Here is a 15,184-nt window from a genome sequence, read left to right as displayed (position 1 = left end):
TGAGTATCGGGCTTGACCTCCTGAAACACTTTGGTTATCCAAAACTACTTGATTTTCGTGAGTATTCCAGTCTTTTTGTGTTTTCAGTACGCATAACGCCGCTGTATAACGGGCTCAGCGTCACAGCGGCAGCACAATCCTCAGGGTAAATATCTCGCCCTTGGCCTCAAGGGAGCAGTAGCCGTTATATTTTTCAGCAATCATGGCCATGCTTTTAACCCCAAAGCCATGACCCTCCCGAAGGCTTTGCGGCAAGCCGTTCTCCATTGCCAACTCGCCCGTGAAGCTGTTCTCTATAAAAATCAGCAAATTGCCCTTGTGGGTTTGGCAGCTGATTCTTGCTTTTCTGAATTGTTCATCGGCAGCCTGGGCAGCGGCCTCTATGGCGTTTTCCAAGCCGTTTGACAACAGGGCGCACAGCTCGGTTTCGGAAATGGAAAGCGCCTGCGGCAGCTGGGCATCCACTGAAAAAAGAACGCCATTTCTTTTCGCTTTCGCCGCAAAGGAGGACAAAATCAGATTGACGGTGTTGTTCTCACAATAGCGATTGGGGGTGATATCCTCGATATCCGCTTGTGCAAGCCTTACATATTTATCCGCCTTTTCCATGTCTCCATCGGTAAGATACCCGCCAATCAAAGCCAGATGATGCCTCATGTCGTGGCGGTATACGACAGCCTGCTCCTGCGTGGCCTGCAAGGCGGACAACTGATGTTCTGCACTCTCCAGCCGCAAGGATAAAGCTATCTTCACCCCCTGCAAGGCTTCCTTTTCACCAGCGGATTTTGCTATATCCAAAATCAGAACATACGCGGTAAGCGTGATTATAAAAAAAAGTGTGCGCAGCGTAAAAACTCCTGCAGCCTTGTCAGCGGCATAGTTATACAGTCCCAGCCAATAATTGGCTATATAATACGCTAACGGAAGCAGGCAAAGCTTTATAAAACTAAGTCCGCTATAGTTTTTGATTAAATAATTGAAATTTGTTCTGAAAAAGCGGTAAATAACCAGCAGTATAACTGCGCACGCAGCCATGTATGCAATCAAAAATCCTGCCGGATAAAGCCCTTTCGAAGTTTGTGAAACGATGGTCAGCACCACATTGGCCGGGTAAATTAAAAAAACTGCGGTAAACAAGGCAAAAATTACTTTTATTGCGGAGGTTTTGGCTGTAATCCAAAAAATAAAAAAAATAGGAACGTGAACGACCAGTATATAGAGTTTCATGTACTGGTCCGTCGGCAAAACCAGGGAAAGTGCTATATTCACTGCCAGAACCAGCAGATTTCCAACCCAGAAAAATATGCGCCGACTGCCTTTGAGGTCTTTGATACGGATATCTAAAAGAAGCATCTGGGCACAAATGCCAAACAGGATAGTTATGTCTGCTAAAAAGCTTGGAAAAACAGCCATCACTCCACCCCTTTTTCCAGAAACAAATGCTTCATATAGGCCTCCCGTACCTTCCCATAAAGCAGGCGGGAAATCGGCACGGTTTTTCCGGCATGGGTGATAAGCTCCTTTGACCCCAGCTCACCCACCTGCCAAAGGTTGACAATATAAGAGCGATGCACCTTGACAAACTCAGCGCGGGCGAGCAGCTCTTCCTCAAACGCCGCCAGGGAAGCCGTCACCTCCTGCACGCCGCCGTCTGCCAGATGAAAATACAGCTTTTTATTCATTATCTCCACAAAAGCCAGCCTGGAGAATAAAATACGGGCCATCCCCAACTGGGTTTTGACGGTCAGCCCCTCCAGTGATTTTTGTTCCTCAGCCATCACTGCATCCAGGATAGAAAAAAGCTTGTCCTTGGAGACCGGCTTGAGGATATAGTCATAGGCCTTGACTGCGTAGCTCTCCACTGCAAATTCCGGCGAAGAGGTAAGGAAGACAATTTTAACTCCCGCATCAAAGGCCCGAATCTCATGAGCGGCCTGCATTCCATTTATCCCCGGCATCAGGATATCCAAAAGCAAAATATCGTAATCTCCGCTGCCCATACTTGAGATAAGCTCGGTTGCGCTTTGAAAGGTCTTGCATATAAGTGGTACTTTACTCTCTCGCTTGTATGTATCTATAAAAGATGAAATTCGTTCGAGTTCCTGCGAATCATCATCACAAACCGCAATCTTCAAATCTTCTCACCTTCCGCAAGCATTAAAATCAGCTTAAACTTACCATGAATGCTCCCCTCTTGCCAGTAACATTTTACATTTCAGGTCGAAATAACATACATTTCAGGCAAACGCAAACTTTTTTGTAGAAATAGTTACCATAATAGAGTATCAAAAGTTTGATTTTGAGGCATCAAGCCCAAAAGGGAAGGGAGGAATGAAGCCTGACTGCCATTATCGCCTGTGTGATTGCCCTCATCAGTACAGCGGCCTTTTTAGTGCTGTGGTTTTGGGTGGTGCACCGGGAGCTGCGAGCCAGAACAGATACCGTGAACAGCGCCCGCAGCCAGCTGGCCGCCTGCCGCAAGAAACACATGCAGGCCAGGGGCGGCCCTGAGGAGCAGGATGCGAAATCCATTCTCTCCCGCAGTCTGGATATCTACCGTCAGTCGGTAATGCTTTTCAACCAGACACTGCTGAAGCCGTGGAACCGTATTCCCGGATTTCTGTTGGGCTTTCGGACAATAAAGGAGGGGGAAAACATATAGTTTATATTTGTGAAAGATGTGGACGCATGTTTTTTAGAGTGAGTAAAGTAACCCAATGCCCTTTCTGCGAGCAAGAGCATATTCGCCCAGCTACAGAACAGGAAAAACAGCAATTAATGCTAAAGCGAAAAAATGAAAACTTTGAAAATATCAAAAAGGAGAGATAAACTCATACTTTTATATAATTTCGAAAGGGTGTATTTATGAAAAAGATTTGTTTTGCTATTTTACTGTCTTTTCTTATTGTTTTATCGGGAGGAACCTTGGCATTTGCTGAGGATTATATTGATGGAGGCGTCCATAAGGACTTGTCAGCACCTTTACTCACAGAAACTGTTACCTACATAAATACATATGATGGGACTGTGGGCAATCCGATGTTTTTTAGGTTAATACCTACTGTGACTGATTATTTTACTATTGAAACAACCGGTACGGTTGACACTGAAGGTGAACTATATGATGCGTTAGGCAACTCCCTTGAAGTGCGAGATGACGTAGTTGGTTCTAATTTCCAAATACACCGTGAATTAATTGGAGGAGAAACCTATTATCTTCGTGTTACCAACTATACCATGATTGCTGGGGATCAAACAACACTTCGTATTACAGGTGATGCTGGCGGATTGTTGGCAGGTTTGGCCCCTGCCATAAGCAGCATCGTAGCATCCGATGCAGGTTCTAATGCAGGACTTGGAATAGGTGACACAGTCGCAATCACCTTCGACCAAAATACAAACAAACCGTCCATCACTGCTGCCACAATCGATTCTAAATTAAAGCTGAACAACGGACATAGTTGGGGAAGTGCGCTTGCTGATGGAGACATTGCCTGGAACGCTGCCGGCAACATACTGACCATTACCTTCAGCAGCGTAACAGGCTCTACTATCGCAGTTGGAGATACAATAACACTTGATGCCACTGCCAACATCAAAGATTCTGGTGGAACAACATCGGCAAGCACAGACAATGAACCTGTAACTGGTTCATTCGCGGATTCTACTGCCCCCACCGTAACAATCACGGCCGGAGCAACCGCCGGAGGTGACGCATTGGTGAATGGGGCTGAGAAAGCGGCCGGTTTCAATGTAGTAGCACAAAGCAGTGAAGCTACAGGTACATTGTATGTGGTACCGTCAGGTACAGCCAATAACATCCCAGCGATAACAGCAGCAGCAATCGGAAGTGCGGCATCAGCAGGAGCGAATACCGATACAACGATAGCAATATCTGCAAATAACGTTGGTGTGATAAACGGAATTTCATACGAAGTATATGCAGTAGATGCAGCAGGGAATATCTCGGAGATATCAGGAGTGGCTTTTACAGCAGAATTAGCTGCCCCGGCAGGCTATAGTGCAGTTATAAACCAGGTGGCAATAAACAACGCAAACAAAACCGCAATGTCCTTCACCTTCGCAGGTGCGGAAGTTGGAGCAACCTATAACTATACGGTGACAAGCAGCGGAGGAGCAGGAAATGTAAGCGGAAGCGGAACAATAAACAATGCAAGCCAGCAGATCACCGGAATAAATGTAAGCGGACTGGCAGACGGCACACTCACCCTGAGTGTTACCCTGACAGATGCGGCTGGAAATACCGGAACTGCATCAACATATACGGTAAGTAAAGATGCTGCAAATGCAGCCCCGACAGCAACAGTGCAGCCCATAACCGGAACATTGCAGGCAGGAAAAACCCTGACCGGGCACTATACCTACAGCGACGTAAACGGAGACTTGGAAGGAACCAGCACCTACAAATGGTACCGGTCAGATAATGCAGCTGGATTAAACAAGACCCCAATAGCAGGAGCAACATCAAAAACCTATGTGCTGCAGAGTGCAGATGAAGGCAAATACATCAGCTTCGAAGTAACTCCGGTTGCAGCAACCGGAACTCTTCAGGGAACAGCGGTTGAAAGCGCGTTGACTGGACCGGTAGCAGCGGCGACGTATGGCAGCTTCTCCTTCAGCAGCGCGGCCTATAGCGTGGCAGAGAACGGGGGCAGCGTGACCATAACAGTAAACAGGACTGGCGGCAGCGACGGGGCTGTTACGGTTGATTATGCCATCATCAACGGTACGGCTACAGCCGGCAGTGATTACACTGCACCCGCGGCCACCTTAAGCTTCGGGAACGGAGAAACCAGCAAAACCTTTACCGTCAGCATCTTGGATGATAGCGTATATGAAGGAGACGAAACCGTTAACCTTACTTTGAGCAACCCAACCGGCGGAGCGGTGCTGGGGGAAACGAGTTCTGCCGTATTGACCATAACCGATAATGAAGCAGCACCCCTGGTAGACATAACGGCAGCCAGCGTAACCATCGCAGTTCCTGTTCTGGGCGCGGTTCCGCAGAATGCCGCAGCCGTAGAAGCAGCAACGAATAATCCAGACTACACCGTAACCGGCTTGGTATGGAACGAAGCCTTGACCATGGGCAACAAATTCAAAGCGGGTCAAGTTTACACCGCCACAGTAACTCTGACCTCAAAGAACGGCAAGAAGTTCCAAGACGCAGCCTTCACACCGACCGTAGCAGGTTCAGCATCAGTAGGAACAACAACTACCGCCGGTGGAGCTGCGGAAGGCAATACCGTTTCGTTTACAGTAAACTATGCAGCCACTGGAGCATTGGCAGTAAGCAGCATAGCAGTAACAACCCAGCCGACCAAGATGAGCTATACCGAAACAACCGATGCGGTATTGGCATTAAACGGCCTGCAGGTAACGGAAACCAACAATGATGGGTCAACCAACGTTGTAACCTTTGCAGACGGAACCGCAGCAGGCTATACAGCCAATCCTGCAAATGGTGCAAGCTTGACAAATGCAGCCCATAACGGCAATCCCGTAGTAATTACGCATACCGCATCTGCTAAAATTGCAAATACCGGTAATTTGACGGTGCAGGATGCACCGGTGGCAAACGCTGCAGCACCGGTGATTACCAATAACTTAAGCACCGCCCAGGTGGAATACAGCCAGAATGCGACGGCAGCAGCCCTTGATGCCACCGCCACGGTAACCGACGGCGGAACCATAAGCTATGCGTGGCACAGCAACACCACCAGCAGTACAGTCGGGGCGACATCCCTGGGAGTAACCACCGCCACCTATACCCCGTCAACGGCAACAGCAGGCACAACCTATTACTTCTGTGTGGTGACCAATACCAATAATGCCGCAAGCGGAACCACAACCGCCCAGACCACCAGCGCCATAGCTAATATCAAGGTCAATGCAGCAGGCGGCGGAGGCTCCGGCCATAGCAGCACCGGATCCAATACACCGGTTATTACCGTATCCGAGGTAAAAAGCGAACTTTTCAGCAATGCGGGAGATATCAAGGTGGAAGCGGATGTAAACAGTGCCTTTGGACAGTCCGTAGCAGTCAAAATAACCGATGATACAGATTCGCAAAAGGAAATATTCTCATTGTCAGGTGCCAACGACCGGGTATATCCCTTTGACATCAGCTTGCATTCCAAGACAAGCAACGAAAAAATCCAGCCCAAGGACGGTTACAGCGTAAAAATAACCCTGCCGCTTCCGAAAGAACTGCTTGACGACCGGGAAAAAATCAAAGTAGTTTATGGCAAGGACGGCAAACTGGAAACCTTGAAGTCGGAACTTGCCGAGAAAGACGGTAAATGGTATATAACCTTTGAGGCTACCCATTTCAGCCCTTATGCCTTAATAGTAAGTGACGAAAAACCGGCTCAGCCTGAAACTGCCCCCTGGGCCAATCCGTTCAGCGATGTAAAGGCAAGCGACTGGTATTATGCTGCGGTGCAGTATGCCGCCCAGAATGGCCTGATGAAGGGAACCGGCAGTAATAACTTTTCCCCTGAGTTAGTTACCAATCGAGGCATGATTGCCACTATTCTGTACAACCTGGACGGTTCTGGCGATGCTGAGCAAAGCACCTTCAAGGATGTAAAACCCGGCGCATATTATGCCAATGCAGTAGCCTGGGCTCAAAAGAAAGGTATCATAGCAGGATACGGCAACGGAATGTTTGGTCCTGATGACAGCATAACCCGTGAGCAGTTGGCCGCCATGCTCTGGAAATATGCAGGCTCACCTGCGGCAGCTGACAGCAAAGTACTTGCCTCCTTTAAGGATACCGGAGAAATATCAGCATATGCCCAAAACGCTCTGGCCTGGGCAAATCAAAAAGGGATTATCAACGGCAAGGGCGGCGGTCTGCTTGATCCCAAGGGCAAAGCCACCAGAGGCGAGGCAGCACAGATTATGCAAAACTTTTTGCAGAAATCAGGTTTAATGAAATAAAACCGGGAGTCGGCAAATCCGTTCGCACCGCAAGGTGGTTCAAACCTAAATCAGAACCGTTGAGCTAATCAGGAATCTATTTTGTAGTAAAATAAGATAAAAAGATACCTCAATAAACCTGGATGGAATTGAGGTATCTTTCTTATTTCATGAGTGTATTTTATAACCAACGTAAGTAAAGTTAAGTTGGTTGTGGATTTGCATGTAATGTGTGATCAATTTAGATGCATAGACACACTTCCCAATAACAAAGCCAATTTCTGTTTATTGCATAATGAAATAGGACCTTCGCTGTATTTTTATTTTGCCATTCACAAGCATGATGTTTATTGGTTTTAAATACAGCATATAATACATCAAAGCTACTGGTAGTTTTGTTGTTTGCCTTCAGCCTCTAACAGGGTTGTTTTAGGCAATTAAAGCAGCCTAGTAAATATCTCAGCGCAGAAATGGCCGGGCAGACTGCTTAACTGAAGCGTCTATACTGGCATAAGCTACCACAGAGCCAAAACGTTCAATAGCGAAAAACCTAACTCTGAAGTAACCATTTTGTCGAGAAAACCCACACATCTATTCATTTCTCTTTTTTTTAATCTTCCGCAATATATTCATAACAAAAGCTTCCATGTTATGAAGTAGTTTTATAACAAAATTTCCAATACCTAATGATTCGCCCATCCAATTCGCTAAATTCATAAAAATCCTTGTAATAACTATTAATGCTAAGAAAAAAAATATAAATTTTAAAATGTAATACACAAAATCCAAATTTATTCAATCCCCTCTTAAAATAGAATTATGTTCAAATTATTGAGTAAATTATCGATATCTGGTTGAAAAAATAGAAATTTACTTTTTTTTACACTAAAAAATTTTTATACCAAAATTAATAAAATATAGTAATCATGATTTGTTATAATAATATTATATAATATTATACAATATTACAAATAATTTATAAAAGGAGATGGTAAATGGAAAAAAATTAATCTTATGGGTTTATTGCAAGTGCTTTAGGAGAGGGCAAAAAACAGACTGTAAATTAAGGGAGTGTGAGTACAATGAGAAAAATGTATAAAATAATTAGTCTATGCGTAGCTTTTGTATTACTATTTGCGTTATCTGCATGAATATTCCGGTGCGGCGAAGCCGCAGTTCCGGAGAATAGGAAACCGCCTGTCCGGAACTGGAAACCGCACTTGAATAATCCTTTACTCACTAAGCAATTTATCTAGACCATACACTTCACGCATTGAAATGTCTTTTGACGGATCGGTGCTTTCGATATTAATTTTGTATGCATCGTGTACGATGCGGTCAAGAATGGCATCTGCTATTGTGCTGTTATCGCCGCCCAACTGATCATACCAGCCTTCCTGGCGGAACTGGGAACAGAAGATAGTGGAAGACTTCTTTCGGCGCTTATGAAGCAGTTCGAAAATATCCTTACTTTCTGATTCAGAAGGCTTTAAAAGCAGCCATTCATCCAGAATGAGCAGCACTGGATTGGTATACTTGGTCATAACTCTTCTGTAAGAACCGTCAGTTCTTGCAATTTCAAGATCAAGAAGCAGGTCAGGTAACCTTATGTATTTTACTGAATAATATTGCTTGCAGGCTTCCATGCCAAAGGCACAAGCCATGTAGGTTTTTCCGCTGCCGGTTGCGCCGGTAATAAAAATATTTCGGTGCTCGGTGATATATTCACAGGTTGACAGTCTTTGCAGTAACGACTTATTCAGCTTTCTGCCTGAAGCATAGTTGATATCCATAATGCTGGCATCTGGCTGATCCAATTCGGCCTGCCGGATCAACCTTCTCAAACGGTTGTTTTTACGGCTGGTGTATTCGATATCCACCAGCATGCCCAGACGATCTTCGAAAGGTACGTCCTTCATTCTGGGATCGCTCAGCTGGTTGCGAAATGCATCTGCCATAGCAGTAAGACGCATTTCAATCAATTTATCGATTGTACTCTGGTTTGTCATAATGGCTGCTTACCTCCCATAGTAACCGGCACCTCTGGTGATGCCGTATTTGTTTGTGGTGGATTCAGCTATTGGGGATTGATCAGTGATCTGACCATCCTTTCCGGCTGTGAGTATGTTTTTAATACTCTTGTAGCTGGGCGCTGCAGTATAGGAGAGAGCCTTTTTACAGGCCGCTTCCAGACGCTCTGCGGAATATTTATCCGCAAGCTTCAGAAGCCCCATACAGCTTTTGTAGCTCTGTTGTTCCACCCGTTGGGAGGTAAGTATTGCATCAACAGCTTGATACGTATTGATTCCAATTTTATCAGCCCATTTACGGAATCGATCGCCGTTCCATTCCAGATATTTCTGATGGTCTTCCGGCATATGTTCCACAATGGTGCTGTACTGCCCAGGCCTACCGTGTAGACGGGCATGTGAACATAGACGGTTATGGTTAAAGAAAACCTCAATGGTTGTCTCTGTTATCCTTACATCGACCTTGCGTTTGATATACTCACAAGGAACAGAATATAGCATTCTGTCAACAGATATATGATAATTGAACTGAACAGTGGCTTTTTTCCAAGCTGCCAGTTCATAGGGGGTAGCAGGTAAAGGTGCCAAAAGTGACTGTTCTTCCGCAAGAAACAAACTGATCCGGCTACCCTCTTTCTTTTGGAATAACCGGGCATTAAAAGCTTCCAGCTTTACTCCTATGGCCTTGTTTAATTCATACAGAGAAAAGAACTGCTCGTTGCGGAGAGCTGCGGTGATCCAGGTGGATATGTTTCCGACAGATCCCTCCACGTTTGGCTTGTCCTTAGGCTTTCTGACTCTGGCAGGAATGATGGCTGTGCCATAGTGTTCTGCCATTTCATAGTAGGTGGTGTTGACCTGCTGGCTATACCAGCCGCCATTCTGGATCACAGCTGTCTTGCAGTTGTCCGAGACCAGAATCTTAGCCACACCGCCAAAGTATTGGTACATATGGATATGGGCTGTGATCCATGCCTGTTGTTTTTCGTTAATAAAAGCTTCGACATAGGCATACTGGCTGTAAGTCATGACACCTACGAATATACTTGCTTCAATGATTTCGCCGGTATCCGGGTCTATGATTTGGGCAGGATCACCTGCCCAATCGACCTCGACCTGTTCTCCCGGTTTGCGGGCTATGTGCATGGTAGCACGACGTTTCTGCTCATCCTGCTGGATGTAATAGCAGAATTGAGAATACATAAGCGGCTGCTCATTGTTAAGACGGCATTCCTCCATGTATTCGGTCCATAAGAGCTTTTTGCTGACTCCATTTTTAAGCAACTCTTTGTGGATGTAAGCAAAGTCCGGCATTTTCTTAACTGTGTTTACTTTGGATTTGGAAAAAAGAATTTGTTCTAGTACAGCATCAGTCTGGTTGTCGTCAATTGGCCATGAAATATTAAGTTCTTTAGCCCTGTTGATAACTCGATTGACTGTTTTCTTAGAGACATTGCTGCTGTAGGCGATGTTCTGCTGGCTGAATCCAAGACTATGAAGTCTTAGGATTTCCCGATACTTGGTCATTTTGTGATGACCTCCTTCAAATGTATTTACACCCTCAGGTGCATTGATACATTATATCGGAGGAGGCTTCTTTCACGGTTTCCGCTTCCGGTACAGCGGTTTCCTCTAGAACGGAATAGCGGTTTCCAACCACCGGACAGGCGGTGTAATTTGCTCCGGAATACTCAATCTGCATCGGCGGCTACATCATCAGAAGCTGATTATAGCCAATTATCAGAACAGATATCATCTGAAACTATAATTACAGAAGATAATATCTATGCGGTTCTTGAATATGTAGGTTTAGAATCAAGTGCCTTCATAAGAACGGATGAACTAAAGAGCAAAATATTAACAAAAACAGATAAATCAAATAGTAATGTAGTTACAGTGGGAGATCTGGAAAAAGAGATTGAGAAATTTAATCTGAGGCCACATACAATAATTGATACCGAAGATGTTTTTATTAAAGATGTTAATGCTAATAAAAGCTATCCAGTTAAGACTGTACACAGTGACTCAAATTACGGCTCTTATACTATGAGATATTTTGCTACTGGTGCATACTTTGTTGAACCCCCTCCACCCCACTATACTTACTGGGTACAAGCACTCGGGGGAGATATTCAGGTGGCATCTACTGATTTTCCAACAGTTGTTACAATTAAAAATATAAGCACTTTAACAAATACTTTGTATAATGGCGGTAGTCCGGGTTCGTATTTACAATTAAGTTTTAATTACACGGTTGAAATATTTATTGGAGTGGGGCAATATGGACTTATAAAGATTGGGGAAAATAATATATCAGGCTTTAAAAATTTTTATATTTAATATTTAAACACCTTATCTCAATATAAAACGATAATAATTTCTCCATAAATATTTATTTTGCCGGAATTAAAGGGATATATCCGGAATAGTAACATCTCAAGAATACACTCTATCAGCACAGAAGTCATTTTTGAGTTAACTTTCACTGTTGATAATTCAATTGCCGAGGGCAGGTATTATAATGCCCCCAGTTGTCAAGACACGCTTAGTGGAAGTCTAAGTTAGTCTCCTTTCTACTTTGTGATATTATCAGGCAGCTGGGGGCATTATACATAGCACTTACACGCAACAACACGGACTTCCCATTATTGCTATTTCATCTAAGCCAAACTGCTGATTATTAGCCTAATCTGCAGTTGGTAATAGAAAGCTCTTCTATCTATTGTGACAACAACCCTATTACTTGTTTAAAGACAATTTATAACCATTGGTCAGAGTAAACAACCGTACGTAAAAGTCTAATAGCCTCTTTCGCAATATTTTCTTCATTAGCAGAAAATTGATCATACGAGTTAAGTATATATTCATCATTCCAAGGATCTTTAATATGTACAATTTGATATCTACGAAGACTTTGTAAGAGTTCAATGTCTTTGCTATCCAATCTAGATTCATTTATTAACTCAAAAAGCCTTTTTTCATTACATTCTGTCTCGGATTTAAAATACGCTTCAATTGCAGCAACGGATGTTATTATTGATGCCCAATATGCCCCGTAAACAAATGATACATCTGCATTTCTGATTAGCTCCGAAACATATTCATTAAGAATAACGCCACCTTGAATTAATTCCTCATCGAGGCGTACTATGTAGTCCCATTTTTCTTCCTCATCACTCATTAACTTTTTATCCCCCAATGAACAAGACAAGAACCCATTTCCTAGTCATACTTTAAATAACTTTTGTGCCAGTACTTTATATGGATAATCGGAATTAATATGTATTCTGCCAAGGCTTTTTCTTATAGGTAACTTCTGGTATATAATTCCATAATAAAAGTTCTATTTCAACAACAATTGCCTTAATAATATCGTAATATTCCAAAACAAGTTCTTTTTTTAAATAATCTTCCGCAAAAACATTATGAGCTATTTCACCCCTAGTCCTCACTATATTGTTAACCTTTGAAAGTGAAGGTACTTCAAGTTGGATTCTTTCACCACTAACTCCAAGATATTTGTTAAAAAGTTCCATAACCTTATCTTTTTTAGGTGTGTTGAGTTTGTCAGTATAAGCCCGAATTTGATTACAATAGTATAATTTCCAATTATTAGCCGCAAAAACAGGTTCCAAATTATGCTTTGAATTCTTAATAATGCCCGATATATTTTTTTGTACTGTTAAAGGCAAGCCCCCAGGATCATTAATTCTATTAGAAATTATTAAACCAGCTTCTAAAGAAATTTGCTCAATATATACTTCCCAAGAAGAACAAAGAAAAATTAAAGCTGCTCGTGTAAAATGATCCAAATGCTTTCGGCCTCTGGTCGGAGGTCGCATAGTTGTGAATGCTTCAATCAATTTATCAACCTGTTTAATATTTTTCTTAAAACTGTTGTATGCTTTTGATGGCATAATTTTCTCCTTTTAAATTACTGTACTTTTTATTAAAACTAATTAGCTTGACAAGGCGCGTGTTAACATATAGTTTTAAAAATTGTCCAAGTAGATATTATTGTCCACCCTATCCCAATCATTATTAGCATTTTGGGCTAGTTTATAATGCTCCCATAGGGTGAGAGAAAAAAGTAAAAATCTAAGTTATACTGAGATCATGAGAGCAAGAAATAATTACACACCAGAATTTAAAGCCAAGGTTGTATTGGAAATTCTATCAGAAGCAGAAACAGTCAACCAAATTGCCGCCAGGTATGAGATCAGTCCAGTGGTTATTGCCCGCTGGAAAAAAGAGTTCTTGGAGCGATCTCCTGAGGTATTTCAAAAAGGGCCTTCTGAAGCCGAAAAAGAGCTCGAACACAGTAAAGAACATATAGCTGAACTTGAGCGGAAAGTGGGCCAGCTCACCTATGAGGTGGACTGGTTGAAAAAAAAATCTACACAAATCCTCGGATCCGATTGGAAGAAAAAAATGCGTTGATTTCAGTGACCCCTGCCTGACTATCAGCAAACAGGCAGAAATGCTGGGCATCAATCGTAGCAGCGTATATCGCGATCCTCCAAAAGAGAGAACCATTTCTGACGAGGATTTGTTTATCATGCGCAGAATCGACGAATTACACACTGCTCACCCGACTTGGGGTTATAGAACAATTACGAAGATTATTCGGCGCGATGATAAAATCTTAGTCAACCGTAAAAAGGTCCGCAGAATGATGCGATTTATGGGCATTTACACGATCTATCCCAAGCCTAATCTTAGCAAAAGATATCATGCCCAGTATATCCGCCCATATCTGCTCAGGAACCTAAAAATTGAACGTCCAGACCAGGTCTGGGGTGTCGATATTACATATGTTCGAATGCCAAAAGGATTCATGTACTTATTTATTATAATTGACTGGTATAGCAGACGCATTGTCGATTACGAGCTTTCAAGCACCCTGGAAAAGTCATTTGTCCTGGACTGTTTAAAACGTGCGCTCAGTAAGCGCAAACCTGAAATAATCAATAGTGATCAAGGAGGCCATTTTACTAATCCCGATTATATCAAGCTTCTGGAAGAAGCTAAAGTTAAAATCTCTATGGATGGCAAAGGCCAGGCATTAGATAATGTGAGAACCGAACGTTTCTTTAGAACCTTAAAATATGATCTAATCTATATCAATGAATTTGAGACTCCCAGAGAGCTCAGAAAGGCTATTAACAGCTATATCAATGAGTACAATACATACCGGCCCCATTCTTCAATAGGGGATTTGTGCCCAGACCAGGTTTATTATGGCCAGCTTACCCCAGCTGCCTGATAATATCACAAAGTAGAAAGGAGACTAACTTAGACTTCCACTAAGCGTGTCTTGACAACTGGGGGCATTATAGGAAACCTTCCCAACTTGTTTTAAAGGTATACTCATTATCTTTTATTAGATATCGTTGTGAACTCAACTTCCTTTTCGTGCATCTGCATAGTTTATTTTGGAAACGTTGTTCATCCTGATGATCAAGAAAATGGAACGGTCCGTTTCTAGGCTCATCATATTCATCGCAAAATGCAACGGTCATATTTCTTCTTGTATTGCTTGCATCTAACTGGAGAGTCTTTAAAAGACCGTCGATCTCCAATCGTTCATAAATAATCGACTTAACATTCAAATTTAATTCTCCTTTAAATATGCCTAAGATTTTTTGCGCTAATAATTATTATACTTTTCTACAATTAATCTCGTTTTTCCTGCATTATCCAGGAATGCGCTAAGTAAATAAAATTAGAAAAAGGCTTTGCAAAATTTACTTCGCAAAGCCTTGAAATAGTCCCAATATGGCACTACTATTATATTTTTTTATTTGGTATTAAACCCATTTTTTGGCTACCCTACTATAAAATGATACAAATGCACACCCCTGGTCAATCTTTCAACGATTTCAAGGAGGGGGTGCGCATTTTCGTCTAGGGGTGTGCAAAGCATTATTCTAGCCCCAGTCTTTTGCATTATTCTTCATACCCATGTACGCATCACCTGATTTCAGTTCATAAAAGATCTTATGAGACTTTTTTATGCGGGTTTCCTCGCGCTTGCCGCCCGCAGTCCAACCGATGTAATCTTTCGACTGTTGAAGATTGTAAACCGGAAAGATCCAGATCCCCCATCCCCCAAAAATGCATTTCATAAAAAGAACGTCCCCTGGGTAATCTCTTGACATCGTGTATAGTGTCGCTATATACTATACATAATTAAGATTGTAGGAGAG

11 protein-coding genes are annotated in these 15,184 nt (G+C 42.8%); 4 read left to right on the top strand and 7 right to left on the bottom strand.

Annotated elements, in window-relative coordinates; translation table 11 throughout:
* Nucleotides 1-120: 120 nt before the first annotated feature.
* Both ACU70B_RS01925 and ACU70B_RS01920 read right to left on the bottom strand, forming a co-directional pair.
* Nucleotides 121-1,413, bottom strand: coding sequence for a sensor histidine kinase (locus ACU70B_RS01925; protein ID WP_447184675.1), 1,293 nt, complete (start codon nucleotides 1,411-1,413; stop codon nucleotides 121-123).
* Nucleotides 1,413-2,135 (bottom strand): LytR/AlgR family response regulator transcription factor, encoded by a 723-nt coding sequence (locus ACU70B_RS01920; RefSeq protein WP_447184674.1) that lies wholly within the window; start codon nucleotides 2,133-2,135, stop codon nucleotides 1,413-1,415. Before ACU70B_RS01920 ends, ACU70B_RS01925 begins: the two co-directional genes overlap by 1 nt.
* A gap of 257 nt (nucleotides 2,136-2,392) precedes the next feature.
* Between ACU70B_RS01920 and ACU70B_RS01915 the strand changes: the two genes are divergently transcribed.
* Both ACU70B_RS01915 and ACU70B_RS01910 read left to right on the top strand, forming a co-directional pair.
* Entirely contained in the window at nucleotides 2,393-2,662 is a 270-nt protein-coding gene (locus tag ACU70B_RS01915) for a hypothetical protein (protein WP_447184673.1), read from the top strand.
* Nucleotides 2,663-3,039: 377 nt separating this feature from the next.
* Nucleotides 3,040-6,966 carry an S-layer homology domain-containing protein gene (locus ACU70B_RS01910; protein ID WP_447184672.1) on the top strand — a complete coding sequence of 1,309 codons (3,927 nt, stop codon included), beginning with the start codon at nucleotides 3,040-3,042 and terminating at the stop codon, nucleotides 6,964-6,966.
* Nucleotides 6,967-8,177: 1,211 nt separating this feature from the next.
* Here ACU70B_RS01910 and istB read toward each other — a convergent pair.
* Together istB and istA are read right to left on the bottom strand one after the other, a co-directional pair.
* Nucleotides 8,178-8,954: an IS21-like element helper ATPase IstB gene (istB, locus tag ACU70B_RS01905; protein ID WP_447184671.1), complete on the bottom strand. Its 777-nt coding sequence runs from the start codon at nucleotides 8,952-8,954 to the stop codon at nucleotides 8,178-8,180.
* 9 nt (nucleotides 8,955-8,963) lie between these two features.
* Nucleotides 8,964-10,502 (bottom strand): IS21 family transposase, encoded by a 1,539-nt coding sequence (istA, locus tag ACU70B_RS01900; protein WP_447184670.1) that lies wholly within the window; start codon nucleotides 10,500-10,502, stop codon nucleotides 8,964-8,966.
* A gap of 150 nt (nucleotides 10,503-10,652) precedes the next feature.
* Here istA and ACU70B_RS01895 point away from each other — a divergent pair, with 150 nt between their 5' ends.
* Nucleotides 10,653-11,315 (top strand): hypothetical protein, encoded by a 663-nt coding sequence (locus tag ACU70B_RS01895; protein ID WP_447184669.1) that lies wholly within the window; start codon nucleotides 10,653-10,655, stop codon nucleotides 11,313-11,315.
* Nucleotides 11,316-11,733: 418 nt separating this feature from the next.
* Here ACU70B_RS01895 and ACU70B_RS01890 read toward each other — a convergent pair whose 3' ends face one another.
* A complete protein-coding gene (locus ACU70B_RS01890) occupies nucleotides 11,734-12,156 on the bottom strand; it encodes a hypothetical protein (RefSeq protein ID WP_447184668.1) in 423 nt (140 codons plus the stop codon).
* 94 nt (nucleotides 12,157-12,250) lie between these two features.
* Nucleotides 12,251-12,892, bottom strand: a complete 642-nt coding sequence (locus tag ACU70B_RS01885; RefSeq protein ID WP_447184667.1) for a HEPN domain-containing protein — start codon at nucleotides 12,890-12,892, stop codon at nucleotides 12,251-12,253.
* A 199-nt stretch (nucleotides 12,893-13,091) separates the two neighbouring features.
* Between ACU70B_RS01885 and ACU70B_RS01880 the strand changes: the two genes are divergently transcribed.
* A protein-coding gene (locus tag ACU70B_RS01880; RefSeq protein ID WP_447184666.1) for an IS3 family transposase occupies nucleotides 13,092-14,241 on the top strand; the annotation gives its coding sequence in 2 pieces (ribosomal slippage) (nucleotides 13,092-13,370 and nucleotides 13,372-14,241; 1,149 coding nt in all).
* A gap of 664 nt (nucleotides 14,242-14,905) precedes the next feature.
* Here ACU70B_RS01880 and ACU70B_RS01875 read toward each other — a convergent pair.
* Nucleotides 14,906-15,103, bottom strand: a complete 198-nt coding sequence (locus tag ACU70B_RS01875; RefSeq protein WP_447184665.1) for a hypothetical protein — start codon at nucleotides 15,101-15,103, stop codon at nucleotides 14,906-14,908.
* Nucleotides 15,104-15,184: the final 81 nt, after the last annotated feature.

It is taken from the genome of Syntrophomonas curvata (assembly GCF_052976825.1).
This window is presented reverse-complemented; position numbering and strand designations above follow the sequence as displayed.

Excerpts from the sequence above, each read along its gene's own strand:
- ACU70B_RS01925 (WP_447184675.1), bottom strand. The coding sequence starts at position 1,413 with ATGGCTGTTTTTCCAAGCTTTTTAGCAGACATAACTATCCTGTTTGGC.
- ACU70B_RS01910 (WP_447184672.1), top strand. The coding sequence starts at position 3,040 with ATGTTTTTTAGGTTAATACCTACTGTGACTGATTATTTTACTATTGAA.
- istB (WP_447184671.1), bottom strand. The coding sequence starts at position 8,954 with ATGACAAACCAGAGTACAATCGATAAATTGATTGAAATGCGTCTTACT.
- istA (WP_447184670.1), bottom strand. The coding sequence starts at position 10,502 with ATGACCAAGTATCGGGAAATCCTAAGACTTCATAGTCTTGGATTCAGC.
- ACU70B_RS01890 (WP_447184668.1), bottom strand. The coding sequence starts at position 12,156 with ATGAGTGATGAGGAAGAAAAATGGGACTACATAGTACGCCTCGATGAG.
- ACU70B_RS01885 (WP_447184667.1), bottom strand. The coding sequence starts at position 12,892 with ATGCCATCAAAAGCATACAACAGTTTTAAGAAAAATATTAAACAGGTT.
- ACU70B_RS01875 (WP_447184665.1), bottom strand. The coding sequence starts at position 15,103 with ATGAAATGCATTTTTGGGGGATGGGGGATCTGGATCTTTCCGGTTTAC.